The sequence below is a fragment of the Streptomyces sp. CB01201 genome, assembly GCF_002803085.1.
GTDB lineage: Bacteria > Actinomycetota > Actinomycetes > Streptomycetales > Streptomycetaceae > Streptomyces > Streptomyces hundungensis.
Genome location: NZ_NNBJ01000013.1, coordinates 172,048 through 198,493 on the forward strand (window position 1 = coordinate 172,048; position 26,446 = coordinate 198,493).

The 26,446-nt window shown below is 71.6% G+C and carries 24 protein-coding genes, 1 tRNA gene and 1 pseudogene; 10 read left to right on the forward strand and 16 right to left on the reverse strand.

The window, feature by feature from the left end; genetic code table 11:
- The first annotated feature begins 11 nt into the window (after positions 1-11).
- A complete protein-coding gene (locus tag CG740_RS26435; RefSeq protein WP_100577770.1) occupies positions 12-587 on the forward strand; it encodes a TerD family protein in 576 nt (191 codons plus the stop codon).
- A 347-nt stretch (positions 588-934) separates the two neighbouring features.
- Positions 935-2,437, forward strand: coding sequence for a M4 family metallopeptidase (locus CG740_RS26440; RefSeq protein WP_100577860.1), 1,503 nt, complete (start codon positions 935-937; stop codon positions 2,435-2,437).
- 57 nt (positions 2,438-2,494) lie between these two features.
- On the opposite strand, the gene CG740_RS26445 is transcribed toward CG740_RS26440, so the two are convergent.
- Both CG740_RS26445 and CG740_RS26450 read right to left on the reverse strand, forming a co-directional pair.
- Positions 2,495-3,952, reverse strand: a complete 1,458-nt coding sequence (locus CG740_RS26445) for a M1 family metallopeptidase (RefSeq protein ID WP_234376496.1) — start codon at positions 3,950-3,952, stop codon at positions 2,495-2,497.
- 100 nt (positions 3,953-4,052) lie between these two features.
- Positions 4,053-4,610: a GlcG/HbpS family heme-binding protein gene (locus tag CG740_RS26450; RefSeq protein WP_100577771.1), complete on the reverse strand. Its 558-nt coding sequence runs from the start codon at positions 4,608-4,610 to the stop codon at positions 4,053-4,055.
- 185 nt (positions 4,611-4,795) lie between these two features.
- Between CG740_RS26450 and CG740_RS26455 the strand changes: the two genes are divergently transcribed.
- The gene (locus CG740_RS26455) at positions 4,796-6,214 is read left to right on the forward strand and encodes a sensor histidine kinase (RefSeq protein WP_442802855.1); all 1,419 of its coding nucleotides are present in this window, start codon (positions 4,796-4,798) and stop codon (positions 6,212-6,214) included.
- On the forward strand, positions 6,211-6,846 hold the full coding sequence (locus tag CG740_RS26460) for a response regulator (protein WP_100577772.1): 636 nt from the start codon (positions 6,211-6,213) through the stop codon (positions 6,844-6,846). Before CG740_RS26455 ends, CG740_RS26460 begins: the two co-directional genes overlap by 4 nt.
- A 120-nt stretch (positions 6,847-6,966) precedes the next feature.
- Here CG740_RS26460 and CG740_RS26465 read toward each other — a convergent pair whose 3' ends face one another.
- Positions 6,967-7,302 (reverse strand): VOC family protein, encoded by a 336-nt coding sequence (locus tag CG740_RS26465; protein WP_100577773.1) that lies wholly within the window; start codon positions 7,300-7,302, stop codon positions 6,967-6,969.
- 291 nt (positions 7,303-7,593) lie between these two features.
- On the opposite strand from CG740_RS26465, the gene CG740_RS26470 reads away from it, so the two are divergent.
- Entirely contained in the window at positions 7,594-8,094 is a 501-nt protein-coding gene (locus CG740_RS26470) for a hypothetical protein (RefSeq protein WP_100577774.1), read from the forward strand.
- Positions 8,095-8,442: 348 nt separating this feature from the next.
- On the opposite strand, the gene CG740_RS26480 is transcribed toward CG740_RS26470, so the two are convergent.
- A complete protein-coding gene (locus CG740_RS26480; RefSeq protein WP_234376498.1) occupies positions 8,443-9,126 on the reverse strand; it encodes a pentapeptide repeat-containing protein in 684 nt (227 codons plus the stop codon).
- A 416-nt stretch (positions 9,127-9,542) separates the two neighbouring features.
- A pseudogene (locus CG740_RS26485) lies at positions 9,543-10,007 on the reverse strand (GNAT family N-acetyltransferase); the annotation flags it as partial.
- Between the two features lie 469 nt (positions 10,008-10,476).
- On the opposite strand from CG740_RS26485, the gene CG740_RS26490 reads away from it, so the two are divergent.
- Positions 10,477-11,274 (forward strand): rhomboid-like protein, encoded by a 798-nt coding sequence (locus tag CG740_RS26490; RefSeq protein WP_234376499.1) that lies wholly within the window; start codon positions 10,477-10,479, stop codon positions 11,272-11,274.
- Here CG740_RS26490 and CG740_RS26495 read toward each other — a convergent pair.
- Complete coding sequence (locus CG740_RS26495; RefSeq protein ID WP_100577776.1) at positions 11,271-11,996, reverse strand: DsbA family protein; 726 nt, start codon at positions 11,994-11,996, stop codon at positions 11,271-11,273. The genes CG740_RS26490 and CG740_RS26495 overlap by 4 nt on opposite strands.
- A gap of 192 nt (positions 11,997-12,188) precedes the next feature.
- On the opposite strand from CG740_RS26495, the gene CG740_RS26500 reads away from it, so the two are divergent.
- Positions 12,189-13,580 carry an NAD(P)/FAD-dependent oxidoreductase gene (locus CG740_RS26500; RefSeq protein ID WP_100577777.1) on the forward strand — a complete coding sequence of 464 codons (1,392 nt, stop codon included), beginning with the start codon at positions 12,189-12,191 and terminating at the stop codon, positions 13,578-13,580.
- A 114-nt stretch (positions 13,581-13,694) separates the two neighbouring features.
- On the opposite strand, the gene CG740_RS26505 is transcribed toward CG740_RS26500, so the two are convergent.
- The 3 genes from CG740_RS26505 to CG740_RS26515 form a co-directional block, all read right to left on the reverse strand.
- Complete coding sequence (locus CG740_RS26505) at positions 13,695-15,836, reverse strand: restriction endonuclease (RefSeq protein WP_100577778.1); 2,142 nt, start codon at positions 15,834-15,836, stop codon at positions 13,695-13,697.
- A gap of 124 nt (positions 15,837-15,960) precedes the next feature.
- The gene (locus CG740_RS26510) at positions 15,961-16,284 is read right to left on the reverse strand and encodes a hypothetical protein (protein ID WP_100577779.1); all 324 of its coding nucleotides are present in this window, start codon (positions 16,282-16,284) and stop codon (positions 15,961-15,963) included.
- Positions 16,285-16,415: 131 nt separating this feature from the next.
- Positions 16,416-16,489: transfer RNA gene (locus CG740_RS26515), tRNA-Thr, on the reverse strand.
- A 374-nt stretch (positions 16,490-16,863) separates the two neighbouring features.
- Here CG740_RS26515 and CG740_RS26520 point away from each other — a divergent pair.
- The 3 genes from CG740_RS26520 (at position 16,864) to CG740_RS26530 (ending at position 19,383) form a co-directional block, all read left to right on the forward strand.
- Positions 16,864-18,000, forward strand: coding sequence for an ABC transporter ATP-binding protein (locus CG740_RS26520; RefSeq protein ID WP_100577780.1), 1,137 nt, complete (start codon positions 16,864-16,866; stop codon positions 17,998-18,000).
- 210 nt (positions 18,001-18,210) lie between these two features.
- Positions 18,211-18,618 carry a hypothetical protein gene (locus tag CG740_RS26525; RefSeq protein WP_100577781.1) on the forward strand — a complete coding sequence of 136 codons (408 nt, stop codon included), beginning with the start codon at positions 18,211-18,213 and terminating at the stop codon, positions 18,616-18,618.
- Between the two features lie 33 nt (positions 18,619-18,651).
- Positions 18,652-19,383, forward strand: a complete 732-nt coding sequence (locus CG740_RS26530) for a nucleotidyltransferase family protein (protein WP_100577782.1) — start codon at positions 18,652-18,654, stop codon at positions 19,381-19,383.
- 97 nt (positions 19,384-19,480) lie between these two features.
- On the opposite strand, the gene CG740_RS26535 is transcribed toward CG740_RS26530, so the two are convergent.
- The 7 genes from CG740_RS26535 to CG740_RS26565 all read right to left on the reverse strand — a co-directional run bounded on the left by CG740_RS26535 (position 19,481) and on the right by CG740_RS26565 (position 26,141).
- A complete protein-coding gene (locus CG740_RS26535; RefSeq protein WP_100577783.1) occupies positions 19,481-20,983 on the reverse strand; it encodes a DoxX family protein in 1,503 nt (500 codons plus the stop codon).
- Positions 20,984-21,058: 75 nt separating this feature from the next.
- Entirely contained in the window at positions 21,059-22,015 is a 957-nt protein-coding gene (gene rlmB / locus CG740_RS26540; protein ID WP_100577784.1) for a 23S rRNA (guanosine(2251)-2'-O)-methyltransferase RlmB, read from the reverse strand.
- A 110-nt stretch (positions 22,016-22,125) separates the two neighbouring features.
- Positions 22,126-23,523 carry a cysteine--tRNA ligase gene (cysS, locus tag CG740_RS26545; protein WP_100577785.1) on the reverse strand — a complete coding sequence of 466 codons (1,398 nt, stop codon included), beginning with the start codon at positions 23,521-23,523 and terminating at the stop codon, positions 22,126-22,128.
- An 81-nt stretch (positions 23,524-23,604) separates the two neighbouring features.
- On the reverse strand, positions 23,605-24,009 hold the full coding sequence (locus tag CG740_RS26550) for a PPOX class F420-dependent oxidoreductase (protein WP_100577786.1): 405 nt from the start codon (positions 24,007-24,009) through the stop codon (positions 23,605-23,607).
- A gap of 63 nt (positions 24,010-24,072) precedes the next feature.
- On the reverse strand, positions 24,073-24,600 hold the full coding sequence (ispF, locus tag CG740_RS26555) for a 2-C-methyl-D-erythritol 2,4-cyclodiphosphate synthase (RefSeq protein ID WP_100577787.1): 528 nt from the start codon (positions 24,598-24,600) through the stop codon (positions 24,073-24,075).
- Positions 24,590-25,327, reverse strand: coding sequence for a 2-C-methyl-D-erythritol 4-phosphate cytidylyltransferase (gene ispD, locus CG740_RS26560; protein ID WP_100577788.1), 738 nt, complete (start codon positions 25,325-25,327; stop codon positions 24,590-24,592). The genes ispF and ispD overlap by 11 nt, the downstream gene beginning before the upstream one ends.
- Positions 25,328-25,658: 331 nt before the next feature.
- Positions 25,659-26,141: a CarD family transcriptional regulator gene (locus CG740_RS26565; protein ID WP_003953493.1), complete on the reverse strand. Its 483-nt coding sequence runs from the start codon at positions 26,139-26,141 to the stop codon at positions 25,659-25,661.
- Between the last annotated feature and the right edge of the window lie 305 nt (positions 26,142-26,446).

A 26,446-nucleotide genomic window follows, 5' to 3' on the forward strand; every position in this document is an offset into this window, starting at 1 on the left:
GGGGACATCCCATGGCTGTAAGCCTGTCCAAGGGCGGCAACGTCTCGCTCACCAAGGAGGCCCCGGGCCTGACCGCCGTCACGGTCGGCCTCGGCTGGGACGTCCGCACCACCACCGGAACCGACTTCGACCTGGACGCCTCGGCCATCGCGGTGAACGCCACGGGCAAGGTCTACTCCGACGGCCACTTCGTCTTCTTCAACAACAAGTCGACGCCGGACCAGACCATCGTCCACACCGGTGACAACACCACGGGCCAGGGCGAGGGCGACGACGAGGCGATCAACGTCAACCTGGCCGGCCTGCCCGCCGACGTCGACAAGATCGTCTTCCCGGTCTCCATCTACGACGCCGAGACGCGCTCGCAGAACTTCGGCCAGGTGCGCAACGCCTACATCCGCATCGTGAACCAGGCCGGCGGCGCTGAGATCGCCCGCTACGACCTGAGCGAGGACGCCGCCACCGAGACCGCGATGGTCTTCGGCGAGCTGTACCGCAACGGCGCCGAGTGGAAGTTCCGTGCCGTGGGCCAGGGTTACGCCTCGGGCCTGGTCGGCATCGCGCAGGACTTCGGCGTCAACGTCTGACGTTCGGCCGTTCCCAACGGCAGTTGAGCGCGAAGGTGCCCCCGGCGATCATCGCCGGGGGCACCTTCGCGTCCGGCGTGGCGGACACCATCCGCGCCGGGGGCGCCTTTCACGCGCTCGCCGAGCACGCGGACCCCCTCAGCAACTCCCTTACCGGCGGCTTGAATTAGTCGTTCAGCGGACAGCATCCACCTGTTTTCGGACACGATCAGGTCAAATAGTTGTCGCGTCACTGTCAAGAAGAGGTCATCGCCTGGCAGTCTCCCATTCGCCCCCACGGAACGAGTGAAGGAGACCACCGAGTGCGAACCACTCTGCGTGCCGCCGCTCTTGCTGCATCCGCCGCCATGGTCGTCGTCGGCGTCCAGGCAGGCTCCACCGCCGGTGCCACCGACCGCGCCGCCGGCGCCACCGCGCTGGACCTCACCACCACCCAGCGCGCCGACGCCCTGAGCGCGGCGCAGGACGCGGCGCCCGCCACCGCCAAGGAACTCGGGCTCGGCGCCAAGGAAAAGCTCGTCGTCCGCGACGTCGTCAAGGACGCCGACGGAACGGTCCACACCCGCTACGAGCGCACCCTCGACGGCCTGCCCGTCCTCGGTGGCGACCTCGTCGTGCACACCGCGAAGGACGGCGCCGTCAAGGGCGTCGACAAGGCGACCGACGCGAAGATATCCGTCGCCACCACCACCTCGCTCAAGGCCGCCCCCACCGGCTCGCGCAAGGTCGTCTGGGCCGCCTCCGGCAAGCCCGTCCTCGCCTACGAGCGCACCGTCACCGGCACCCAGCCGGACGGCACGCCGAGCCGCCGCGACATCGTCACGGACGCCACCACCGGTGCCCAGCTGTACTCCCACGAGGAGATCGAGACCGGCACCGGGACCAGCGAGTACTCCGGCACGGTCACGCTCGGCACCACCAAGAGCGGCTCGACCTACAGCCTCACCGACGCCGCGCGCGGCGGCCACAAGACGTACGACCTGAAGGGCGGCAGCTCCGGCACCGGCACGCTCTTCACGAAGTCCACCGACACGTGGGGCAACGGCTCGCCGTCCAACCGCGAGACCGCCGCCGTCGACGCCCACTACGGCGCGGCCGAGACGTGGGACTTCTACAAGACCGAGCTGGGCCGCAACGGCATCGCGGGCAACGGCAAGGCCGCCTACTCCCGGGTCCACTACGGCAACGCGTACGTCAACGCGTTCTGGGACGACAGCTGCTTCTGCATGACGTACGGCGACGGCCAGGGCAACAACAAGCCGCTCACCGCGCTGGACGTGGCCGGCCACGAGATGAGCCACGGCCTGACCGCGGCCACCGCCAAGCTGAACTACAGCGGTGAGTCCGGCGGCCTCAACGAGGCGACCAGCGACATGTTCGGCACCTCGGTCGAGTTCTTCGCCAACAACGCCTCCGACAAGGGCGATTACCTCATCGGCGAGAAGATCGACATCAACGGCAACGGCACCCCGCTGCGCTACATGGACAAGCCCAGCAAGGACGGCGCGTCGGCCGACTACTGGTCGAGCGGCGTCGGCAACAAGGACGTGCACTACTCGTCCGGCCCGGCCAACCACTTCTTCTACCTGCTGTCCGAGGGCAGCGGCGCGAAGACGATCAACGGGGTGAACTACAACTCGCCCACGTACGACGGCTCCAAGGTCACCGGCATCGGCCGCGTCAAGGCGTACAAGATCTGGTACAAGGCGCTCTCCACGTACATGACCTCGACCACCAACTACAAGGCCGCGCGCGCCGCGACCCTGAAGGCGACGGGCGACCTGTACGGCACGACCAGCACCGAGTACAAGACGGTGGGCGCCGCCTGGACCGCCATCAACGTGAAGTGAACCGTGCGGTGTAGCGCTCCAACGCGCTTGCCCTGACGGGCAGTCGGGCCCGGCACCCTATGGGGTGTCGGGCTTTCCGTCTCCGTAGAGCCAGATGTCCCATACCGCCGAGAGGCGGTGGCCCATCTCGTCGTCCACGAAGCGGACGAAGTCCTTCGTGGAGGCGTTGCCGTGGCGGTGGACGCGCACCCAGTCCTGGACCAGGGTGCGGAACCTGGCGTCGCCGACGGCCTCGCGGATCTTGTGGACGACCATGGCGCCGCGCACGTACACCGGCCGCCCCGAGACGTCGGAGGCGGTCGGCGGCTTGGCCGGCGGGAAGGCCCAGATCTCGTCGCCGTCGTCCTTGGCGTACTCCCCGTCGAAGATCTGCTGTGCGCTCGGACCGCCGTGGTCCTCGCTCCACAGCCACTCCGTGTACTGCGCGAAGCCCTCGTTGAGCCACATGTCCCGCCAGGCGGCCGGGGTGACGGAGTCGCCGAACCACTGGTGGGCCAGCTCGTGCACGAGGGTGCTGGCGTCGAAGTGGTCCAGCGGGAGCACCGGCCGGTTCTGGGTCTCCAGGGCGTAGCCCGAGGCCTTCGCGGGCGCCACGATCACCCCGGTGGACGCGAACGGGTACGGCCCGAACCGCTTCTCCTCCCAGGCGAGCATGTCCGGCAGCTGAGCGACGACGGCGGCGGTCTGCTTGCGCACCCCGGGATCGATGGCGCTGTAGATCGGAATGCCGGACTTGGTCGTGCCCTTGTCGATCTCGTACGGCCCGATCGCGACGGTCGCCAGATAGGTCGCCATCGGCTCCTTCGTACGCCAACTGAACGTAGCCCGGCCCTTGTTGACGGTCCGTGACACCAACTCGCCGTTGGACACGGCCTGGAGACCGTCGGGCACGGTCACCTTGATGTCGTACGTGGCCTTGTCGCTCGGGTGGTTGTTGGACGGGAACCAGGCCATCGAGCCGGTCGGCTCCCCGAGCGCGAGCACGCGGCCGCCGGGCGAGCGCAGCCAGCCTTCCTGCGAGCCGTCCAGGTCCGTGATGGTCTTGGGGCGGCCCGAGTAGCGCACGTACGCGGTGAACGTCTCGCCCTCGGTGAGGTCTTCCGCGGGCCGCAGGGTGAGCTCGTCCCCGGCCCGGTTGACGGCGGCCGGCTCGTCGTCGACGGTGGCCGACTCCACGTCCATGCCCGCGAAGTCGAGGTCGAAGGCGCTGAGGTCCTTGACGGCCCTGGCCACGATGGTGGCCCCGCCCTTGAGGCGTCCGCTCCCCGGGTCGTAGTCCAGGTCCAGGCTGTAGTGCTGGACGTCGTAGCCGTCGTTGCCCAGCTTGGGGAAGAGCGCGTCGCGCATGCCGGAGGAGCCCGGGGTGCCGGTCACTCCGCCGCTGCACGAGGTGACGGCGAGGGCGGTGAGCAGCGCGACGGCCGCGAGGCGGGTGCGGCGGGTGCGGTGCGTTCGGCGTGTTCGGCTGCCCCCGAGCCGTGCCGGTAGTGCCCGCCTCTCCGGTCCTTTGTCCACGTCTGTGATCCTACGGGCGACACGGCCACCCGCGACCGGGGGCCGTGATTCCGCTACCAGGGCTTTACTTGGGGGTCCCGCGTGCGGGGCTCCGCGTGCCCTACTTCCCCAGTGCCGCGACGCCCGCCTGCGCGAACTTCTCGTCGAGGTCGCCACTCGGGGCCCCGGCCACGCCGACACCGGCGATCGGTGCGCCCTTCGCCTGGACCGGGGCGCCGCCCGCCAGGAACAGGGTGCCGGGGATGTCCTTCAGGTTCGGGGTCTGGGCGAGGCGCTTGGCCAGCTCGGAGGTGGGCGCGTTCCAGGAGACGGCGGTGTACGCCTTGCGCTCGGCCGACTCCGGCGACTGCGGGCCCGCGCCGTCGCCGCGCAGCGTCACGATGGTGTTGCCGTCGCGGTCGACCACGGCGACGGAGACCTTCTGGTTCTCCTTGCCGGCCGCGTTGAGGGCGGCCTGGGCGGCCTTGGTCGCGGCGGTCACGGTGAGGTGGGTGGAGGTGGTGAGGTTCTGACCGGCGGCGGGGGCCGCCGCCGGGACCGCGGTGCCGGCCGTGCCGCTCGCGGCATTGGCGGTGACGACGCCGAAGGTGCCGGCGGCGGCGATGGCGAGCGCGGTGGCGGACAGGGCGAGCTTCTTGTTCTTCTTGGTGAGGTTCATGCTTCGATCCTGGCGGCGCGAAGGCCCCGTTCCCCTCGGCGTACCGGCTGCTCCCGCGGCGCGGTACGGCGGATGGCCCCGTCAGCCGATCGGTTGATGCGGGGGTGGCCGGAGCGGGTGACGATGAGGGGGCGGCTCGTGCGTACGGGCAGGTGAGAGGCGTGAACGAGGAGGGCGGAGGACGGATGGCCGACAGCGGCGACGACCGCGACGAGGACGGCGGCGGCGCCCGACGCGCGGCACACGACACCATCGCCGACGGCCACGACGAGCCCGGCGACGACCTCGACGCGGACGCCCGCGGCAACGGACCCGCGGCACACGACACCATCGCCGACGGCCACGACGAGCCCGGCGACGGTCCCGGGGCACACGGCGCCGTCGATCCGCCCGGTACCGAGCGGTGGCTGCCGGTCGTCATGCACGCGGCGTTCTTCCTGCTGCTCGGCGCCTCGCTCGCCCGGTTTCTGATCCGGCACCCCGGGGACGCCCGCACGCCGTGGATCATCGCGCTCTCCACCGCACTGGCCCTGCTGTACGTGCTGGGTCCCGCGCTGGGCTCACGGCCGACGCCGCGCCGGCTGGCCTGGCTCGGCGGGGTCGTGGCCACCTGGATGGTCCTGGTGGTGCTCGCGCCGAGCTTCGCGTGGTGTGCGGTGCCGCTGTTCTACACCGGTCTGCGGACGCTGCGGCCACGCGCGGCGCTGGTCCTGGTCGCGGTGCTGACCGCGTTCGTCGTGATCGCCCAGGTCGAACTCTCCACCAACGGCTTCGACCCGAACCTCGTGCTCGCCCCGCCCGCCGTGGCGGCGATCGCGACCGCCGTGTTCGTACAGATGCAGCGCCAGTCCGACCGCCAGCATGAACTGGCAGAGCAGCAGAGGCAGTTGATCGACGACCTGCTGCGCACGCGGCGCGAACTCGCCGCCACCGAACGCCGTGAAGGCACGCTCGCCGAACGCCAGCGGCTCTCGATGGAGATCCACGACACCCTCGCGCAGGGCCTGTCCAGCCAGCAGATGCTGCTCCAGGCCGCCGACCGGGTGTGGGCCAGCGACACCGACGCGGCCCGCCGCCATGTCCGTACGGCCGAGTCCATCGCGGAACGCAACCTCGCCGAGGCCCGCCGGTTCGTGCACGACCTCACCCCCGCCGACCTCGCGGCGGGCGGCGGCCTGGACGAGGCGCTGCGGGCGCTCGCGGCGCGGGAATCGGCGGAGTCGGAGTCGGGGGCGGGGGCGTTCGAGGTGCGTTGCCACATCGACGGGGCGCCGGTCGCGGCGCTGCCCGAACGGGTCGGCTCGGCCCTGCTGCGCATCGCCCAGGGCGCGCTCGCGAACGTACGCGAGCACGCCGGGGCGACGACGGCCGCGCTCACGCTCACCTATCTGGGTGACCAGGTGGTCCTGGACATCGCGGACGACGGCCGGGGCTTCACGCCCGGCCCGCTCGGCGTACGGGCCCCCTCCCCCGGCGTACGAGGGCACGGCCTGCCCGCGATGCACGCCCGGGTCCGGCAGCTGGGCGGCACCCTGACCGTCGAATCGTCCCCCGGCGAAGGCACCGTCCTGTCCGCCGCGATCCCCTTGGAGCCGCGCCCATGACCCCATCGCCCGTTCCGGTACGGATCCTGCTGTGCGACGACCACGTGGTGGTGCGGGCGGGGCTGCTGGCGCTCATCGGCAGCGAGCCGGACATCGAGGTGGTCGGCGAGGCGGGCAGCGGCGAGGAGGCGGTGGCCGCGGCGGCCAAGCTGAAACCGGACGTGGTGCTCATGGACCTCCAGCTGGGGCCGGGCATCGACGGCGTCGAGGCGACGCGGCGGATCTCGGCGAGCGGGGTGCACGTGCTCGTCCTGACGACGTACGACACGGACGCGGACATCACGCGGGCGATCGCCGCGGGGGCGACCGGGTACCTCCTGAAGGCGGAGCGCCCCGAGGAGCTGTTCGCCGCGATCCGGGCGGCGGCGCAGGGCCGTACGACGCTGTCCCCGCCGGTGGCGAGCCGCGTCATGAACCGGCTGCGGGGTGCCTCCCGGCCCGCCCTCACCCCGCGCGAGCTCGACATCCTGGCCCAGCTGGCCAACGGCCTCGGCAACCGGGAGATCGCGCGGGCGCTGTTCATCAGCGAAGCGACGGTGAAGACGCACCTGGGACGCATCTACGAGAAGCTCGGCGTCGATACGCGGGCGGGGGCGGTGTCGGTGGCCAAGGAACACCGCCTCCTGCCCTGAGGGGGTGCGGGGGGGCTCGCGGGGGCTTACGGGGGCGGGCCGGCCCGGGGAGTTCGCCCGCCCACCCGCCCGTGATGCCCACCCGCCCGTGATGCCCCCCGGCCCACCCGCCGGGGCGGGTCAGCCGGAGACGCAGAACTCGTTGCCGGCGGGGTCCTGGAGGGTGGTCCACGCGAGGCCCGGCGCGCTGTGCTCGCCGACGATCGTGGCCCCCATCTTCACCAGCCGATCCACCTCGTCCCTGCGGTCCGACGAGGAGAAGTCGACATGGATACGGTTCTTGCCCACCTTTGCCTCGGGCACGCGCTGGAAACCCAGGACGAGCGGCTGGGCCGCGAGGACGACGAACTCACCGAAGTCCTGGGCCACTTCAACCCCCAGGGCCCCCGCCCACCAGTAGGCAAGGGCCCGGGGCTCCGCACAGTCAATCGTGATCATCTTCGCCGAAAGCGCCATGCGACCACGGTAGATCAGAAGGAGCGCTCCCGGACCTCACCTCTCGACCCCGGCCCACCTACAGAGGCACGGAGACCGCGGCACTCCCCCTCCACCCCGGCCCACCTACAGGGGCGCGGGGAACTGCGCGAACGGCCCCCACGGCCCGCAGCCGATGCATCCCACCCCCGGAGGCCGCACGGCGGAGCCGCAAAAGTCACAGCGGGCCAAAGGGGAGGCTGCCGCAGGGGCCGTAGGGGGCCGCAGGGGGCCGCAAATGGGACGTGCCCCAAGCCATGGCACCATCGAGGCGTGCTCGACATCGGCTACTCCCTATCCCGCCGCTTCCCCGACCCCACCCGCATCGACTACAGCCGCGCGGACGTCTACACCCTCCGCCACGACCTCTTCTGCGGAGACGTCTACCTCGCCGACACCAAGGCGGACCGCGAGGTGTCCACAGCCTGGGGATGGGTGCCCGTGCTCGACTTCGCCTGGGCGCTGTGCGACACCGTCGAGAACCTGGACCAGGATCCCCTCGGCTCCCGCGCCGCCCGCCCCCAGTACGCCGAGATCGACTTCACCGAGTCGACGGACCGCATGCTGTTCGAGCGCCGCTTCGGCTGGGTGGACGTCGAGGCGGACTGGATGCCCGCCGACGAGCCCCCGCTCACCTTCGCGCACACCGAACTCCGCCGCGAGACAAGGGACTTCCTGCACGATCTGATCGCGGACCTGACCGACCTCCACGAGGGCCTCGGCGAGAACCCGATCGTCTGGGACCTCCAGGCCCGCTTCCCCCGAATCGACTGACGGCCGGCCCCCCAGGGGGAGGACCAGGCGAATGGAACCGGGAGGGGGCCGGGACCGGGGCCGGGAGCGGGCCGGGACCGGGGCCGGGAGCAGGACCGGGACGGGGGCCGGGAGCAGGACCGGGACCGGGACCGGGAGCAGGACCGGGAGCAGGGCCGGGGCCGGGAGCAGGGCCGGGACCGGGGCCGGGGCCGGGAGCAGGACCGGGACCGGGGCCGGGGCCGGGAGCAGGACCGGGACCAGGGCCGGGGCCGGGAGCAGGGCCGGGACCGGGGCCGGGGCCGGGAGCAGGGCCGGGACCGGGGCCGGGAGCAGGACCGGGAGCGGGGCCGGGAGCGAGAGGCTCGCTCACGCCTCCACCCGCACCCCCACCTGCGCCGCGAACGCCGGTGCCAGATCCAGGAGTTGGGACGGGCTGATGACCGCCCCCGCGAGCCGCTCCACCCCGCGCGCGATGTCGAGCAGAGTCGCCCCGCGCAGATCGACGTCCTTGAGCCGGGCCCCCGTGAAGTCCGCCCCGCGCAGCTCGCAGCCGTGGAACTCGACCCGTACGAGCGAGGCCCCGCCGAAGTCCGGCTCGGAGAGCACACAGCCCTCGAAGACGACGTCGCGCAGCTCGGCCTCGCGCAGGTTCAGATAGTCGATCTTGCCACCGCGGATCAGCACCCGCTCCAGGACCGAGCCGTGCAGCTGCACCCCGCCCATCCGGACGTCGCGCACCTCCACGTCGCGCAGGCTGGCCCGCGCCAGATCCGTACCCACCCCACGGATCCCGGAGAGCACCGAGTCGATGAAGCGGGCTCCGGTCAGCCGCGTATCGTCCAGGACGCATCCGTACACACCGCAGTCGAGGAAGCGCGAGCTGGGCGCCTGCTGGCGCGACAGGTCGAGATCCCTGAACTCAAGCCCGTCATAGTCACCCTCCGGCTCCAGCTCACCCGCGCCGAACGGCGCCAGTGGCGGCAGTCGCACCTCCGCCCTGCGGGCACCCGCCCTAGCCGCCGTCTTCTTCGCACTCCGTGCCGCTGCCATATCCCCATGCTGGACCATGGCACTGACAATCACCCCTGCTCGGAACCGGGGGAACCGCTCACTCCATAAATTCGCGCCCTGGACATGTCACATTCCAGCCGCCCGTTCCGTCCCGTTTCCGTACGCCTTCCAGGACCGGAACCGCGCCCGTGCCGGGGCCGTACCGCCGCCGGCCCCGCACCGTACGAACGCGGAACCACACGCCGGCGCGGCGGCACCTCGCGAAGCCCCGAACAGGGTCTGCTGGAGGGCGAGTTCACCCAGGACACCCCGGGCTGGCCGGAACGCTTCCCCGGCCCGGGCCCCGGCCCCCGCCCCCGGCCACCGGTCAGCGGCTACGCCTGGGCATCCGCCGTCGCCGCCCCCGGCTTCCCCGGCTTCCCCGGCTTCCCCTGCTTCCCCGACCCCCCTGGCGTCCCCAGTTCCGCCAGCGCCCCGTCCGTGAGCCGGTAGACCGACCACTCGTCCTGCGGCCGCGCGCCCAGCGACTCGTAGAATTCGATCGTCGGGGTGAGCCAGTTCAGGACCGACCACTCCAGGCGGTCGTAGCCGCGCTCCACGCACACACGGGCCAGCTCCTTCAGGAGCGCCTTCCCGTGGCCGCCGCCGCGGGCCCCGGGGCGTACGTACAGGTCTTCCAGGTAGATGCCGTGCGTCCCGCGCCACGTCGAGAAGCTCAGGAACCAGATCGAGAAGCCCACCGGCTCGCCCGAACCGTCCTCGGCGATGTGTGCGAAGGCGGCCGGGCGCTCGCCGAACAGGGCCGCGTGGAGCTGGGCCGGGGTGGCGCGGACCTCGTCCAGGGACTTCTCGTGCTCGGCGAGCTCGCGGATCATCTCGTGGATCACGGGGACGTCGGCGGCTGTGGCGTTACGGATCATTGGCGAAGGGTAGGCACCGGCCCCGGTGCCCCGCCCGCCTATTTCGTCATGCGGACACCGGCCCGGGCGGACCCGCGCTCCCAGCACCGACGGCCCGGGCCCCCGGCCCCAGCGAGCCAAGACCCCGGCCCCGGCGGCCCGGATCCGAGCCCCGACGGCCACCGATCACCGCCCCGGCACCCCTCACCCCGATCCCGGCCACCCCGAGCCCGATCGGTCCCGACACCCCGGCCCCGGCCGGCGGCCCGGATCCCAGCTCCGACGGCCGCCGACTACCGCCCCGGCACCCCGCACCCCGAGCCCGATCGGTCCCGACACCCCGCACCCCGGTCCCGGCCGACACCCCGCACCCCGGTCCCGGCCGACACCCCGCACCCCGGTCCCGGCCGACGCCCCGCACCCCGGTCCCGGCCGACGCCCCGGGATGTCGGTCCACCCGCCCGACCCGCCCCCATGGGTGAATCGGGGCATGAGGCCCCTCCCCCCCGACGCGCGGCCGATCCGGCGCAGGCTGCGCTCCATCGGCGTCTCCATCGGCGTCTCCCTCGGTGCCGTCGGCGTCCGCGTCGGTGGCTACATTCGCAGCGCGCCCGGCACCTACCTCTGGCTCGCCGCGCTGTTCGTCACCACCATCGCCATGCACCACATGTCACCGGAGTTCGAGGCCGACTTCCTGCGGCAGCGGTCCACCAACATCCACGAGCTGTCGACCAACCCCCGCCGGGTCCTGATCGCGAGCGCGTTCTGGATCGACGGCGGCACCTGGCTCTCGTACGCCGTCCTCTACAGCGTCTTCCACGCCCAGGCCGAACGCTGGCTCGGCACCGCGCGCTGGCTGCTCGTGGCCTTCGGTACGCACGTGGCCGCCACCTTCATCAGCGAGGGCGCCCTGCTGTGGGCCGTCCGGCACGGCTACGCCCCGCACTCGGCCGTCAACACCCTTGACGTGGGCGTGAGTTACGCGCTGGCCGGTGTCGTCGCCGTACTCACGTACCGGATCGCGACCCCGTACCGCTACCTCTATCTGCTCGGCGTACTCGTCATCTACGGCGCCCCGCTGATCAGCGGCCGCACCTTCACCGACCTGGGGCACTTCGCGTCCGTGCTCGTCGGGCTCGCCTGGTATCCGCTCACGCGCGGGCAGGGCGGGCCGCCGTGGAATCCGGCCGACACGGTAAGGAGTACGGCCGCGGCCGGCCGGCGGCTCCGGCGGCACCGGCGGGCGGGCCGGCCGGATCCCGGGGGCTTCGACCGGAGTTCCCGCTAGGAGACGCCCGCCTCGGCGAGGACCTTCTTGAACGCGTCCGCGTCGAAGAGCGCACGGCCGTCGCCGTCCGGCTTCTTGCCGTCGATCAGGACCACGGGGCTGCTCTGGACGCCCGAGTCCTCGAAGGCCTTCTCCGCCGCGCTCACGAAGTCGCCGTACGAGTTGTCGCGCACCGCCTTGTCGAAGGCGGCTCCGCGCAGCCCCGGCACCTTGTCGGCGATCTTCAGGAGGTTGTCGGCGGTGAACGCGTCGTCCGTCTCCTCCTTCGGCTGGCTGACGAAGACAGCCGCGTGGAACTCGGGGAACTTGCCCTGCTCGACCGCCGCCCGCATCGCGTTGACCGCCCGCTTCGAGCTGTCGCCGCCGAAGTTGCGGTCCAGGAACGAGGCGATCGTGTAGCGGATCTTGACCTTGCCCTCGGCCGCGAGCCGGGCGACCGCTCCGGCGCCGCCCTCCTCGAAGTGCTTGCAGAACGGGCAGCGCGGATCCTCGTACACCGTCACGGTGTGCGGCGCCTTCGGATCGCCGACGACGATTTCCGCACCCTCGACCTTGGCGGGCAGTTTCGCCAGCGTGGCCGCGTCCGGGGAGGACTTGGCGGTCAGCTCCGCCTGCGAGGACGTGCCCGATCCGGAGCCGGAGGAGCAGGCGGCCGCCGAGAGGCCGAGGGCGGCGGCCGCCACCACCGCGACGGCGGCACGACGGAAACTGCGTACACCCATGAAGACTCAACCCTTCGGCACAAAAGCGGCGAAACCCACCTGACCTTCGACACTAAACACCCACCCGTGCCGCCACCCGCGCCAAAGGTCCCGCCCCACGCCGCCGTTGGTCCCACGGATTCCGCAACGCGCCCGCCACCTGCGAATTCCATGGGTGGACAGTTCCGGGAGGCGGGTGTACGAACAAGCCCCATGAGCGCGATCAACGGCGGAATCTCCTTCTGGTACGCAACCGACGGCCTCCCCACCCCCCGCGAGCCGCTGCCCGGTGACGCGACCGCCGACGTGGTGATCGTCGGCGGCGGCTACACCGGCCTGTGGACGGCGTACTACTTGAAGAAGGCGGCGCCCTTCGTCGACATCGCGGTCCTCGAATCCCGCTTCTGCGGCTACGGCGCCTCCGGCCGCAACGGGGGCTGGCTCTACAACGGCATCGCGGGCCGCGACCGCTACGCGAAGCTGCACGGCCAGGAGAGCGCGGTACGCCTCCAAGAGGCGATGAACGACACGGTGGGAGAGGTGGTGCGGGTCGCCGATGCGGAGGGGATCGACGCCGACATCCACCGCGGCGGGGTACTCGAAGTCGCCTACACACCAAGCCAGTTGGGACGCCTGAAGGCCTTCCACTCCGCCGAGGTGGCCTTCGGCGAGAAGGAGCGCGTCCTGCTCGGCGCGCGCGAGACCGCCGAGCGGATCCGGGTGGCCGGGGCGGTCGGCTCGACCTGGACGCCGCACGGGGCACGCATCCACCCGGTGAAACTGGTCAAGGGCCTGGCCCGGGTGGTGGAGTCCCTCGGCGTGCGGGTGTACGAGTCGACCCCGGTCACCGAGATCGGCCCCGGGCACGCGGTCACCCCGTACGGAACCGTCCGCGCGCCCTACATCCTGCGCTGCACGGAGGGCTTCACGGCGTCCCTCAAGGGACAGCGGCGGGCCTGGCTGCCGATGAACTCCTCGATGATCGCGACGGAGCCGCTCGGGCCCGAGGTGTGGGAGGCGATCGGCTGGGCGGGGCGCGAGACGCTCGGCGACATGGCGCACGCGTACATGTACGCGCAGCGCACCGCGGACGACCGGATCGCGCTCGGCGGGCGGGGCGTGCCGTACCGCTTCGGCTCGCGCACCGACAACGACGGCCGCACGCAGCCGGCGACGATCGAGGCGCTGCGGGAGATCCTGGTCCGCTTCTTCCCCCAACTGGCCGGGGTACGGATCAGCCACGCCTGGTCGGGCGTGCTCGGGGTGCCGCGCGACTGGTGCGCCTCGGTCACCCTCGACCGCACGACGGGCCTTGGCTGGGCGGGCGGATACGTCGGCTCCGGGGTGGCCACGGCGAACCTCGCGGCACGCACGCTGCGCGACCTGGTCCGCCAGGACTCGGGCCAGGCGGGCGCGACCGCCCTGACCGCCCTGCCCTGGGTGAACCACAAGGTGCGGATGTGGGAGCCGGAGCCGTTGCGGTGGGTGGGGGTGCGGGGCATGTACGCGGCGTACCGCTCGGCGGACCGCCGCGAGCTCCTACGCCCCCGCCCCGCGACCGACCCCCTCGCGACCCTGGCCGACCGGATCGCGGGCCGCCACTGATCCGATTCCGGGCACACCAGCCCCCCCCTGCCCGCGCGGCCGTGGCAGTGGGGGTGCCGGCCGGCGCCGGAATCGTCGGCCTGCTTCCCCGCGAGCCGCGACAGCCTGCTCTCCCTAAGCCACCACCACCCCGTACTCCCCCACCAACTCCCCCAGCCCACCCCGATATCCCTTCCCACCCGGGACGAAGTCCCAGTCACCCCCGCCCCGTCGCCGAAACGAACCGAGGACCAACGCCGTCTCCCCCGGCCGCCCGTCCGCCACGGGCAACCGGTCCAGCTCGGCCCCCGCCGCGTCCCGCAGACAGATCGCCGCCGAGGTGAACCCCGCCAGATCCCCGCCCGGCGCGGCCTCGGGGTCGACGGCGGCGACGAGCACCAACCGGTCCGCCCCCTCCGGCAGCGCGTCGAAGGCGACCCGTATCGCAGCCCGGTCACCCCCGACCCCCGGCACCATCCGTACCGAACTCCCGGGATTGGCGGGGTTGTTGAAGAAGACGAACTGTTCCTCGGACAGCACCCGGGACCCCCGGCACACCAGCGCGCACACGTCGAGCGCGACCGACCCGGCCCACACCATGCCGAGGAGGTTGAAGTCCCCGGCCCTGCCCGGCGCGACAGCGTCCGGCACCGTCATGTCCGGCACGGTCGCGTCCGACGCGGGCCGGGGTGTCGGCACGCCCGCCGCCCCCGCAGCACCGGGACCGCCCGAGGCCCCCTCCCCCAACCGCCCCCGCAACCCGTGCTGATGCAGCAGCTCCACCAGCTCCGCCCCCGACACCAACGTCAACGGCTTGCCCTCGGCGAACCCGTACGACCCCGGCCCGAACCCCGAAGTCGTCACCAGAACACCCTTGTTGGCCCCGGCCCCCTGCACCGTCCCGTACAGATCCCGCACCGCGGTCGGCGGCACCGTATTGCGGTAGCGCTTGACCTGGACGATGATCCGCCCGCCACTGATGGGATCCGGATCGAGCGCCTCGACGTCCACCCCGCCGTCGTTGGAGCGCTGCGTGGTGAGCGCCTGCATCCCCCGCGCGCGGAACAGTTCGGCGACGAGCCCCTCGAACTCGATGGGGTCCATCGTGAACAGGTCCGGCTCGTCGCCGCCCCCGTGCGACACGACCCCCGTACCCACATCGGCGGGCCGCCGTCCGGGACGTACGGCCGCACGCTGGTCGGGCCGCGCCGACAACTGCCCGCGCAGCGCCTCCACCAGGCAGTCGACCGCGCTGACCTGCCCGAGGTTGAGCGGCGCGAAGGCGGCACGCGGCACGCTCACCGCCGCGAGAAAGATCTCCGCGCGCTGCCCGGTAGCCGGATCGACATCATCAACGAACCCATTGAGGACAACCGATTCGAGCACCCCGAACTCATCGGCCGCGAACAGATCGCGCAGCACCAGCAGCACACACTGCGCGAGCGCGTCCCGGTACACCGCGCGCCGCTGGGTGACGGGCCGAGCGGCCTCCTTCTCCTGATCCGAACTGGCCACATAGCGAACGGACTTGACCTCGGGCACCACGTCGATGGGAGGCAGCTCCCAGTCGAGTACGAGCTGGCGCGCACCCCGGTCGAAGGCGGCGGCCACCTGACGCGGAAACCCCTCCGGCCAGGCGCCCGAGGCGTACAGCGCGGCCGAGAAGTAGTCCACCGCCGCGCCCGGTTCGCCGGCCCGCAGCGCGTCCACCAGCTGAGCCAGCCCCGCGTTGTGCGTGCGAACCTCGGCGAGCTGCCCGGCCGCCCACGCCTCGTACTGCGCCCGGTACTCGGCGAGCTGCCGCACCCGATGCGCCTCGGCGGCCTGCGCGGCCTGCCAGTCGTGCTGGTACCGGGCCTGCGCCTCCTGCTGGGCCTGCGCCCGCCGCCCGGACGTCCAGCCGCCCTGTGCCTGGTAGTGCGCCGGGTCGGGCATGGGCACCGGCTGCGCGAGCGAGCCGGGCTCGAAGGGCGCGACCGCCTCCACCCGGGTCAGCGCCGCCACCCGGAAGGGTGCGGCCCGGCACCCCGCCGCCAACAACCCGCCCAGCGCCGCGACTTGCTGCTCGATCTCCTCCGTACGCAGCCGGGCATCCGCCTCCCGCCCCTGCCGGTACGCCGCCTGCTGCTCGCGCTGCATCCGCGCGAGATCCCGCTCGTACGCCCGCTGCTGCCGCTGCTGCTGCACCACGGCCCGCTGCTGCGCCTCCCGCTGCCGCTGCTGCTGCCGCTGCGCCTCGGCCCAGACCCCGACCAGCCCACTGGAACGCCGGCTCATGCGCTGACTTCCCCTCTCCCCAGACCCCTCAAGCACCCCGAAAACACCAGTGTCCCGGACCTGGCGGGCCCGGGACGATCTCTCACACCTGTTCGCTACAGACTCCCGCCGTGCGCCCGCCGCCTCACAGAGGCGGGAGCTTGTAGGGGCGGCTCCGCTTGGGCTTCCCCTTGTGCCTGCTCCTCGGCAGGGCCCCCTCCCGGTACCCCTTGATGACAAAGGCCCCCACCGCTATCAGGAGGCCACCGGGGACCACGAAGGCGGGCCACGCATCATGGGCCCAGAGCAACCCGGCGCCCATGACCCCCATCCCCGCAGGCAGGCACCACGCCCAAGGGCTTGAGCCCGAGGCCGCCGCGATCCAGAAGAAGAACCCGCAGAGCGCCAGGACCGTCCCCACACCGAAGACGGACGTCCCGCCCCCTACCGCCAGCTGTACTGACTGCATCCATCCTCCTGATAGTCCAGCGACCACACCGGACGCCGAAGCGCCCCACCGCCGGCGGCGCCGCCCGTTGATATCAGAAGAAGATGTGCCGAGGGCCCCCAGCCAACACCGGCCGGGGGCCCTCGCCCACGAGCCCCCTGTCGGGTTCGAACCGACGACCCCCGCTTTACAAGAGCGGTGCTCTGGCCAGCTGAGCTAAGGAGGCAACCCGTGAAGTGTAACCAACGCTCGTGCGAGTGCGGCCGGAAATGTGGTCGGGCGGGAATTTGGGCGGGCGGGCAGCCGGCGCCCGACAGGACCGGGGTGACCGGCCCGGGCAGGACCAGGTCGCCGGCCCCGACTGGACCGGGGCGGCCAGCGGGGCGGGGCCGGGCGGGCGCCCCGGCGGGGCCAGGCCGGGCGGCGCGGTGAAGTCGAGGGGGCCGGGGCCCGATCCCCGGAATTGGTCGGCGCCGGGCTGCTGACAAGCCGCGCATCCCCAGGTAGCGTCCTGACCCAGCCCACCCAGGTGGACTAAACCACTTCTCCCTCTACTCGGATCGTCCGGCACGTTCCTGCCGGTGAAGGGACACATCAGTCATGGCCACTGTCACGTTCGACAAGGCGACCCGGATCTACCCGGGCTCCACCAAGCCCGCGGTCGACGGTCTGGAGATCGAGATCGAGGACGGCGAGTTCCTCGTCCTCGTCGGCCCCTCCGGCTGCGGAAAGTCCACCTCCCTGCGCATGCTCGCGGGCCTGGAGGACGTCAACGGCGGAGCGATCCGCATCGGCGAGCGTGACGTCACGCACCTGCCGCCCAAGGACCGGGACATCGCGATGGTGTTCCAGAACTACGCGCTGTACCCGCACATGACCGTCGCCGACAACATGGGCTTCGCCCTGAAGATCGCCGGCGTGAACAAGGCGGAGATCCGGAAGAAGGTGGAGGAGGCGGCCAAGATCCTCGACCTGAGCGAGTACCTGGACCGCAAGCCCAAGGCGCTCTCCGGCGGTCAGCGCCAGCGCGTCGCGATGGGCCGCGCCATCGTGCGTGAGCCCCAGGTCTTCCTCATGGACGAGCCGCTCTCCAACCTCGACGCCAAGCTCCGCGTCTCGACGCGTACGCAGATCGCCTCGCTCCAGCGCCGCCTCGGCATCACCACCGTGTACGTCACGCACGACCAGGTCGAGGCCATGACGATGGGCGACCGCGTGGCCGTCCTCAAGGACGGTCTGCTCCAGCAGATCGACTCGCCGCGCAACATGTACGACCGCCCCGCCAACCTCTTCGTCGCCGGCTTCATCGGCTCGCCCGCCATGAACCTGGTCGAGGTGCCGATCACCGACGGCGGCGTGAAGTTCGGCAACAGCGTGGTGCCGGTCAGCCGTGAGGCGCTGGCCGCGGCCGCCGACCGCGGCGACCGTACGGTCACCGTCGGCGTGCGCCCCGAGCACTTCGACATCGTCGAGCAGAACGGCGGCGCCGGGACCGGCCTCACCAAGGCGGCCGCCGACGCGCCGGCCGGTCTGGCCGTCACCGTCAACGTCGTCGAGGAACTCGGCGCCGACGGCTATGTGTACGGTTCCGCCGAGGTCGGCGGCGAGACCAAGGACCTCGTGGTCCGCGTCAACGGCCGCGCGGTGCCGGACAAGGGCACACAGCTTCACGTCGTCCCGCGTCCGGGTGAGACCCACGTGTTCTCCACCTCTACGGGCGAACGCCTTACAGACTGAGACCGTGAGGCGGCCGCCACCAGGGGGTCTACGGTTGTGGCGGCCCCGCACGCGAGTGCGGGGCCGCAGCCGGTTGTCGACAAATACCCCGGCACGCCGGTCATTTCGAATCGTGTTCGTCAACACGCCATTCGAAAAACGACGTCGAACCGTCCCCCGACAGAGTGACTAAATGTCGCCAAATCATCACTCCCCGCTACGCTCGCCTCCGTGACGCACACAGCCCGCCGAATCGGCCGAACTCTCGCCCTCGTCCTGCCCGTCGTCCTCGTCCTCTCCGGGACGCTCGCGGTCACCCGGGTCAACTGGGCCGGAAACGAATCGCAGATCCTGACCGCCTCCTCGGAGAACGTCTCCGTACGCGCCAAGTCCCGCGCCCCGCAGGACGTGCTGCGCGACGCGCTCCTGACCGAACTCCAGGAGAAGGACCCCGGCACCGCGCTGACCCACCTCCAGCGCGAGGTCGAGCACCGCCCCTCGCTCGCCCAGCACTGCATGTCGATCGCCCGCGCGCTCGGCAGGGCCGCCGTGGAGCACTACGGCCCCGTGAAGGCCCAGTCGTTCTCCCGCCCCGTCTGCGACACCTCCTTCGCCTCCGGCGTGGCCCAGGAGCGGTGACGTCCCGCTGCGGGGACGCCTATCGTTCACCGCATGACTGCGAGCACGACTGCGACTTTTCCGACCCAGGCCGTGGTTCTGGCGGGCGGCCAGGGCTCACGGCTCCGGCCCTACACCGACGACCGCCCCAAGCCGATGGTCGAGATCCCGGGCACCGGGGTCCCGATCATCGGCCATCAGCTCGCCTGGCTGGCCGCCGAGGGCGTCACTGACGCCGTGGTCTCCTGCGGCCACCTCGCCGACGTCCTGAAGGACTGGCTGGCGAAGGCCGATCTGCCGTTGCGCGTCACCACGGTCGTCGAGGACGAGCCGCTGGGCCGGGGCGGCGGCCTCAAGTACGCGGCGGCCTCGCTGCCCCACCACGACCAGCCCTGGTACGCCACCAACGGCGACATCTGGACGCGCTTCTCGCTCCGCGAGATGGCCTCCTTCCACGGCGAGCGCGACGCGACCGCCACCCTGGCCCTGGCCCGCCCCCGCATCCCGTGGGGCGCCGTCGAGACCGACGCCTTCGGCCACATCACCGACTTCATCGAGTCGCCGCCCTCGCCGTACCTCATCAACGCGGGCGTGTATGTCTTCTCCGCGGCCTTCACCGCGATGCTGCCGGACATCGGCGACCACGAGCGCACCACCTTCCCCCGGCTCGCCCGCGAGCGCCGCCTGGCCGGCTTCCCGCTGCCCCAGGGCGCGTACTGGCGCGCCATCGACACCGTCAAGGACCTCACGGAGGCGGCCAAGGAGCTCTCCGCCGACGGGAGTTGATTCCTCTTGGCGTCAACTGAGCTGTAGGCGTGACCTGCAGGGAACGCCGCAGGGGCCGGACACCTCAAGTGTCCGGCCCCTGCTGTGTGTTGGGGCGTCAGCCCAGCAGGCCGCCGATGGGGTTGCGGGCGCCGCCGCCTCCGCCGCCGGTGCCGCCGCCACCGCTGGAACCCGTGCCGCCCGAGGACGTCGGACCGGCGCTGGTGGGCGCCGCCGGGGCCTGGGGCGTGGTGCCCCGGTGGTGGGAGGGGGCGTGGCCGCCGGTGCCGGCGGAGTGGCTCGGCTGCCCGGTGGTGCCCGCCGTGGCCGTCTGGTGCGCCTTCGGCTTCTTGGACGCCTTCGGGGACGGGCTCGCCGAACTCTTGGCCTTGGGCGAGGGCTTGACCGCCCTGGGCGTGTTCCGGGGCGCGAGCGCCGGGCCGGTCTCGCTCGGCAGCGGGGTGCCGGGCAGGTAGTTGGTCGGGTCGTCGTCGGGGCCCGGCACGGTCACCACGGTGGTGGAGCGGACGGCGCCGCCGAGCAGTGCGCCGGTGGTCAGGGTGAGGCCGATGACGACGGTCGTCATGACCAGGCCGCGGCGCAGCACCCGCCGCCGCAGCTCCCAGAGTTCGGAGCGGGGGCCGAGCTTGCGCCAGGCCTCGCCCGCCAGCCGGGCGTCCAGGGAGTAGACCGGGGCGCCCGCGATGATCAGCGGGGACCAGGCGGCGAGGTAGATGATGTCGGGCGCGTCATAGGCGCGTACGGTCTGCCAGCTCACCGTCACGAGCAGAGCCGCCGACAGGAGCGCGCCGAACACGGCCGCCACCCGCTGCCACAGGCCGAGCATCGTCAGTACGCCGACGACGACTTGGAGGAAGGCGACGGTCAGACCCGCACCCACGGGATGCTGGAGGGCGAAGTCGCGCAGGGGCTCGGCGAGCGCCCAAGGATGCAGCGAATTCAGCCACTTGACCATCGAGCCGCGCTCGCCGCCGTCGAAGTAGACGGGGTCGCACAGCTTGCCCATGCCCGCGTAGACGGAGATGAAGCCGAGGAAGACGCGCAGCGGGAGCAACACGACGCCGAGGTTCATCCGGCGGCCGGGGTAGTAGGCGTGCCGGACCGGATCGGCGCCGCGCCGCTTGGCGGGCGAGCCGTCGCCGGCGCCGTCGTCGAGCTCGTCGAAGTCCTCGAACTCGCCCTGGGCGTAAGGCTGTTGACCGTACGGCGTGCGCATCTGCGGGAGCAGCGCGGTCTCCGGTCCGGCGCCGGGTCCGGTGACCAGCGGCGTCGGCATCGTGTCGTCGACGGAGATGCGCGGGATGGTCTGCGTCGCGCCGGTGTCGTAGCTCGCGCCACCGCCGCCACCGACGGAGGTGGCGCGGACCGCCTGGAGCAGTCCGCTCGCCCCCGGCGCCGACTTCCCGCTCCACACCACGGGCGCCCTGCGGCGCACCGCGGTGCTCGAAATGACGGGCTTCGGCAGCGACTTGGGAGCGAGCTGCACCCTGAAACTCGCGTGGTTGACGATGACCTGCGCGGGGTCGCAGTCCACCTTGGCCATGCTCAGGGCAGGCTGGTCGTCGAACCCGGGCCGGGGCGTTCTGGTGTCCACACTCATCTAACCGAGTGACGGGTGTTTAGGACACTGCTTGACGGGTCCGAATCTGTCCGAGACCCGTCAAGATCACCCAGTTCAGGCGCGTCGGCGGGCCGCCTCGTAGAGCACGATGCCCGCCGCCACACCGGCGTTGAGGGACTCGGCGCCGCCCGGCATCGAGATCCGCACGCGGTAGTCGCAGGTCTCGCCGACGAGTCGGCCAAGTCCCTTGCCCTCGCTGCCGATCACGATGACGACGGGGCCGCCGATCTGCTCCAGGTCCTCGACCGTGTGCTCGCCGTCGGCCGCGAGACCGACGATCGTGAGGCCTTCCTTCTTGTAGGCCTCAAGGGCGCGCGTCAGGTTGGTGACACGGGAGACCGGCGTGCGCGCCGCGGTGCCCGCGGACGACTTCCAGGCACCCGCCGTCATGCCGGCCGCGCGCCGCTCGGGCACGACCACGCCGTGGCCGCCGAAGGCGGAGGTGGAACGGACGATGGCACCCAGGTTGCGCGGGTCGGTCACGCCGTCGAGCGCGACGATCAGCGGGTCCTCGCCGTTGTCGTACGCGAGGGCGGTCAGGTCCTGCGGGTCCGCGTACTCGTACGGCGGGACCTGGAGGACGAGGCCCTGGTGGTTGAGCCCGTTGGTCATGCGGTCGAGCTCGACGCGCGGGGCCTCCATCAGGTTGATGTTGCCGCGCTCGCCGGCGAGCTGGAGGGCCTCGCGGACCCGCTCGTCGTTGTCGATGTACTGCTGGACGTAGAGCGTGCTCGCCGGGACGCCGTCGCGCAGCGCCTCGAAGACCGGGTTGCGGCCCACGACCATCTCGGACGTGCCCTTGGCGCCGCCGCGCCGGGGCGCGGGGCGGCGGGTGGCGGCCTGCTTGGCCTTGGCGGTCGCGATGCGGTTCTTCTTGTGCTTCTTGCGGTCCTCGGCCTTGGGAGTGGGGCCCTTGCCCTCCAGGCCACGGCGCCGCTGGCCACCGCTGCCGACCGTCGCGCCCTTCTTGTTGGACGTGCGGCGGTTCCTGCGCTGGCTGTTCCCGGCCATGACCTACCTATTTCCTCAGTGAATCCGCGATCCACATGCGGATGCAGATCGTGTACGTACGTATATGAAGTGTGCCGCCCGATCGCCCGGGCGGCACATCAGGCTGCCGCTCAGCGCGGACCAAGGGTCCAGCGGGGGCCGCTGGGGCTGTCCTCGATCACCAGGCCGGACTGGGTCAGCTGGTCGCGGATCGCGTCCGCGGTCGCCCAGTCCTTGCGGGAGCGGGCCGCCTCGCGCTGCTCCAGGACCAGGCGTACGAGGGTGTCGACGGCCCCGTGCAGGTCTTCGCCGCGGTCGGTCTCGCCGGCCCAGTGCGGGTCCAGCGGGTCCAGGCCGAGGACGCCCAGCATGGCGCGGACCTCGGCGAGGCGCGCGGTCGCGGCTTCCTTGTCGTCGGCGGCCAGCGCGCTGTTGCCCTGGCGCACCGTGGTGTGGACGATCGCGAGGGCCTGGGGCACGCCCAGGTCGTCGTCCATCGCCTCGGCGAACGCGAGCGGCACCTGGGCGGCGGGCTCGACGACGCCCCCCGCCTTCTCCGCCACGCGCTGGATGAAGCCCTCGATCCGCGCGAACGCCGACTCGGCCTCGCGCAGGGCCTCCTCGCTGTACTCGATCATCGACCGGTAGTGCGGGGTGCCCAGGTAGTAGCGCAGCACGATCGGGCGCCACTGCTTGACCATCTCGGAGACCAGCACGCTGTTGCCGAGCGACTTCGACATCTTCTCGCCGGACATCGTGACCCAGGCGTTGTGCACCCAGTACGTGGCGAACTCGTCGCCGAAGGCCTTGGCCTGGGCGATCTCGTTCTCGTGGTGCGGGAAGATCAGGTCGAGGCCGCCGCCGTGGATGTCGAAGGCGGAGCCCAGGTACTTGTGGGCCATCGCCGAGCACTCCAGGTGCCAGCCCGGCCGGCCGCGCCCCCACGGGGTCTCCCAGTCGGGCTCGCCCGGCCTGGAGGCCTTCCACATCGCGAAGTCGCGCGGGTCGCGCTTGCCGGCGACGCCCTCGTCGGGCTGGCGCAGGTCGTCGATGTCCTGGTTGGACAGGGACAGGTACTCGGGGAAGGACCGCACGTCGAAGTAGACGCTGCCGTCCGCCTCGTAGGCGTGGCCGCGCTCGATGAGGCCGCGCATCATCTCGACCATCTCGGTGATGTGGCCGGTCGCGCGCGGCTCGTAGGTGGGCGCGAGGCAGCCGAGCGCGGTGTAGCCGTCGTTGAACGCCCGCTCGTTCTCGTATCCGATCGACCACCAGGGGCGGCCCTGCTCGGCCGACTTCTTGATGATCTTGTCGTCGATGTCGGTGACGTTGCGGATGAACGTGACGTCGTAGCCGCGGTACTCGAACCAGCGGCGCATGATGTCGAAGTTGAGCCCCGAGCGGATGTGGCCGATGTGCGGGGCCGCCTGGACGGTGGCGCCACAGAGGTAGATCGAGACACAGCCCTGCGTGAGCGGGACGAAATCACGAATCTGCCGGGCGCTGGTGTCGTACAGGCGAATGGTCACCCCACCAGGGTAGTGGCCCAATACCAGTGCCCCGCGACCCTTTCCGGGCCTCGGGGCACACAATTTGGCGACTGTTGGGTCTCAGAGGCTTCCGACGATCTTGCGCGGAGTGATCCGGACGACGACCCGCTCGGCGTCGTGCACCGAGTCCGGGTTGAATTCCCGGTACTTCTTGCCCACGTACTTCACCGCGAGGTCGTCGATCAGCTCCTGCCCGCCCTCGGTGGTCAGCTCGGCGGTGCCCCGGATCTCGGCGTAGGTGTACGGGGCGTCGAAGGGCTGGACGAGGACGGTGACGCGGGGGTCGCGGCGCAGGTTCTTCTCCTTGCGCCGGCCCACGGTCGTCGAGATCAGTACGTCGTCGCCGTCGCGCTTCACCCAGACCGGGGACACCTGAGGGCTGCCGTCGGGCTGGATGGTGGCGATGTTGACGAAGACGGGGGTGTCGAGGAGTGCCTTGAGGTCGTCGCTGAGCTGAGCGGACACGTGCGGTCCTTCCGGAGGAGGTCGAAATCGTCGCCTCCTCTCCTACCCCAGACCGCTGCGTTTCTACGGCAACCGGTACACCATCGCCGTGGCGATCGCCGCGAGCCCCTCGGCCCGGCCGGTCAGACCTAGCCCGTCCGTGGTGGTGCCGGACACCGCCACGGGCGCCCCGGCGGCGGCCGACAGCGCCTTCCGCGCCTCCTCGCGGCGCTTGCCGATCTTCGGGCGTACGCCGATGACCTGCACCGCGATGTTGCCGATCTCGTAGCCCTCGGCGCGCACGATCCGGGCGGCCTCGGCGAGCAGGCTGACGCCCGACGCGCCGGACCACTCGGGGCGGTCGGTGCCGAAGTGGGCGCCGAGGTCGCCGACGCCGGCCGCCGAGAAGATCGCGTCGCAGGCGGCGTGGGCGGCGACATCGCCGTCGGAGTGCCCGGCCAGGCCGTACTCCTCGCCCTCCCACAGCAGCCCCGCGCACCACAGCTCACGGCCGCGCTCGAAGGCGTGGACGTCGGTGCCGATCCCGACCAGCGGGATCAGCGGGCTCACGGGGGCCTCGGCAGCGGTGCCGGCCGGGGTCTCAGAAGCCATCGTTGGCCCTCCGTCGTGCGAGTACGGCCTCGGCGAGTACGAGGTCCAGCGGGCGGGTCACCTTGAACGCCTCTTCGTGGCCGGGCACCACCACGACGGGCAGACCCAGCTGCTCGATCATGCTCGCGTCGTCCGTGACGTTCTCGGTGACGCTCTCGTGGGCGCGCACGAGCGTGGCGTGGTCGAAGCCCTGCGGGGTCTGCACCGCGCGCAGCCGGCTCCGCTCGGGGGTGGCCACGACCGGCTCGGGCGAGCCGTCGGCGCGCGGCTCGACCTGCTTGACGGTGTCGGCGAGCGGGAGCGCGGGCACCACGGCGGGGGCGCCGTCGCGTACCGCCTCGATGACCGCGTCGACGGTGTCGACGGGGACCAGCGGGCGGGCCGCGTCATGGACCAGGACGACGTCGAAGCCGGGCGGCAGCGCGTCGAGGCCGAGCTTCACGGACTCCTGGCGGCTCTCGCCCCCGGGCACCACGAGGAAGTCCGTCCGCTCCGGCAGGGCGTGCTCGGCGAGCAGGTTCTTCACCTCGGTCGCGCCGTCCGGCGGGGCGACCACGACGACGAGCGAGACGGACCGCGACGCGGCCATCGCCCGGACGGCGTGCACGAGCATGGGAGTGCCGTTCAGCGCGCGGAGCGCCTTGGGGGCGCCCGGGCCGAGCCGCACACCGCGTCCGGCCGCTGGAATGACCGCGGCGGTGCGGAAAGGGCGCGATTCGTCAGACAAGGTTTGTGTCCTCAAACGACATGGGTATGGCCTGGGGGTACCCCCTGCTCCTGGAGCCTGGGGGAGTGCCGGGCGCGACGCCCTGACCGGCCCTTCCGTGACGACCGGTCAGGCAGGCCGCCCGGGCCCGGCACACACAGTGCGGGCGCCGATGGCGACCGGGACATAGGGACATGGCGCGGGGCGTCGGCGGCGAGGGGATACGAACATGCCGCAGCGCCCGGCGACACAGCAATGTTCACTGCTGGTCAGCGGGCACCGCGGCAAAGCCGGGCATTCCAGGGCGGCGGCCCCGGAACAAGGGCCTGTCCAGCGGACGGGCCCTACGGCGTCAGGACGCGAGAACCTCGTCGAGAAGGGCCTCGGCCTTGTCTTCGTTGGTGTTTTCCGCGAGGGCCAGCTCGCTCACCAGGATCTGGCGCGCCTTGGCGAGCATGCGCTTCTCACCTGCGGACAGTCCGCGCTCGCGCTCACGACGCCACAGGTCACGCACCACTTCGGCGACCTTGATGACATCGCCGGAGGCGAGCTTCTCAAGGTTTGCCTTGTAACGACGGGACCAGTTCGTGGGCTCCTCCGCGTACGGCGCGCGCAGCACCTCGAAGACCCGGTCCAGCCCGTCCTGACCAACTACATCGCGAACACCGACGAACTCCGCGTTGTCCGCGGGCACGCGCACAGTCAAGTCGCCCTGGGCGACCTTGAGCACCAAGTAGGTCTTGTCCACGCCTTTGATCTGGCGAGTTTCGATGGCCTCGATCAGCGCGGCCCCGTGATGGGGATAGACCACGGTGTCGCCAACCTTGAACGTCATGTGACAGGTACCCCTTCCGTGGCTATCCAGGGTAACACGGAAACTGCTTCTTCTGAATGGCGTTTTCGCAGGTCAGGGCATATCTCGGGGCTTGACAACAGCAACAGGAACGTGCTGCGCGGGGCGCAGGGAAGGCGGTATTCGCAGGTCGGAGCGGCTGCGAAGGGGCAGCGAAACGTGTGCGTTCCGCACCCCCGGAAGGCCCCCAGGAGGCCGAACGTCCCGGTTTGCCGGGTCCGGACGGTGAACTTCATCTACTCCGTTCGGCGCCCGTTCACCCGTTCGGACGCGCGGGATTCTTTCCG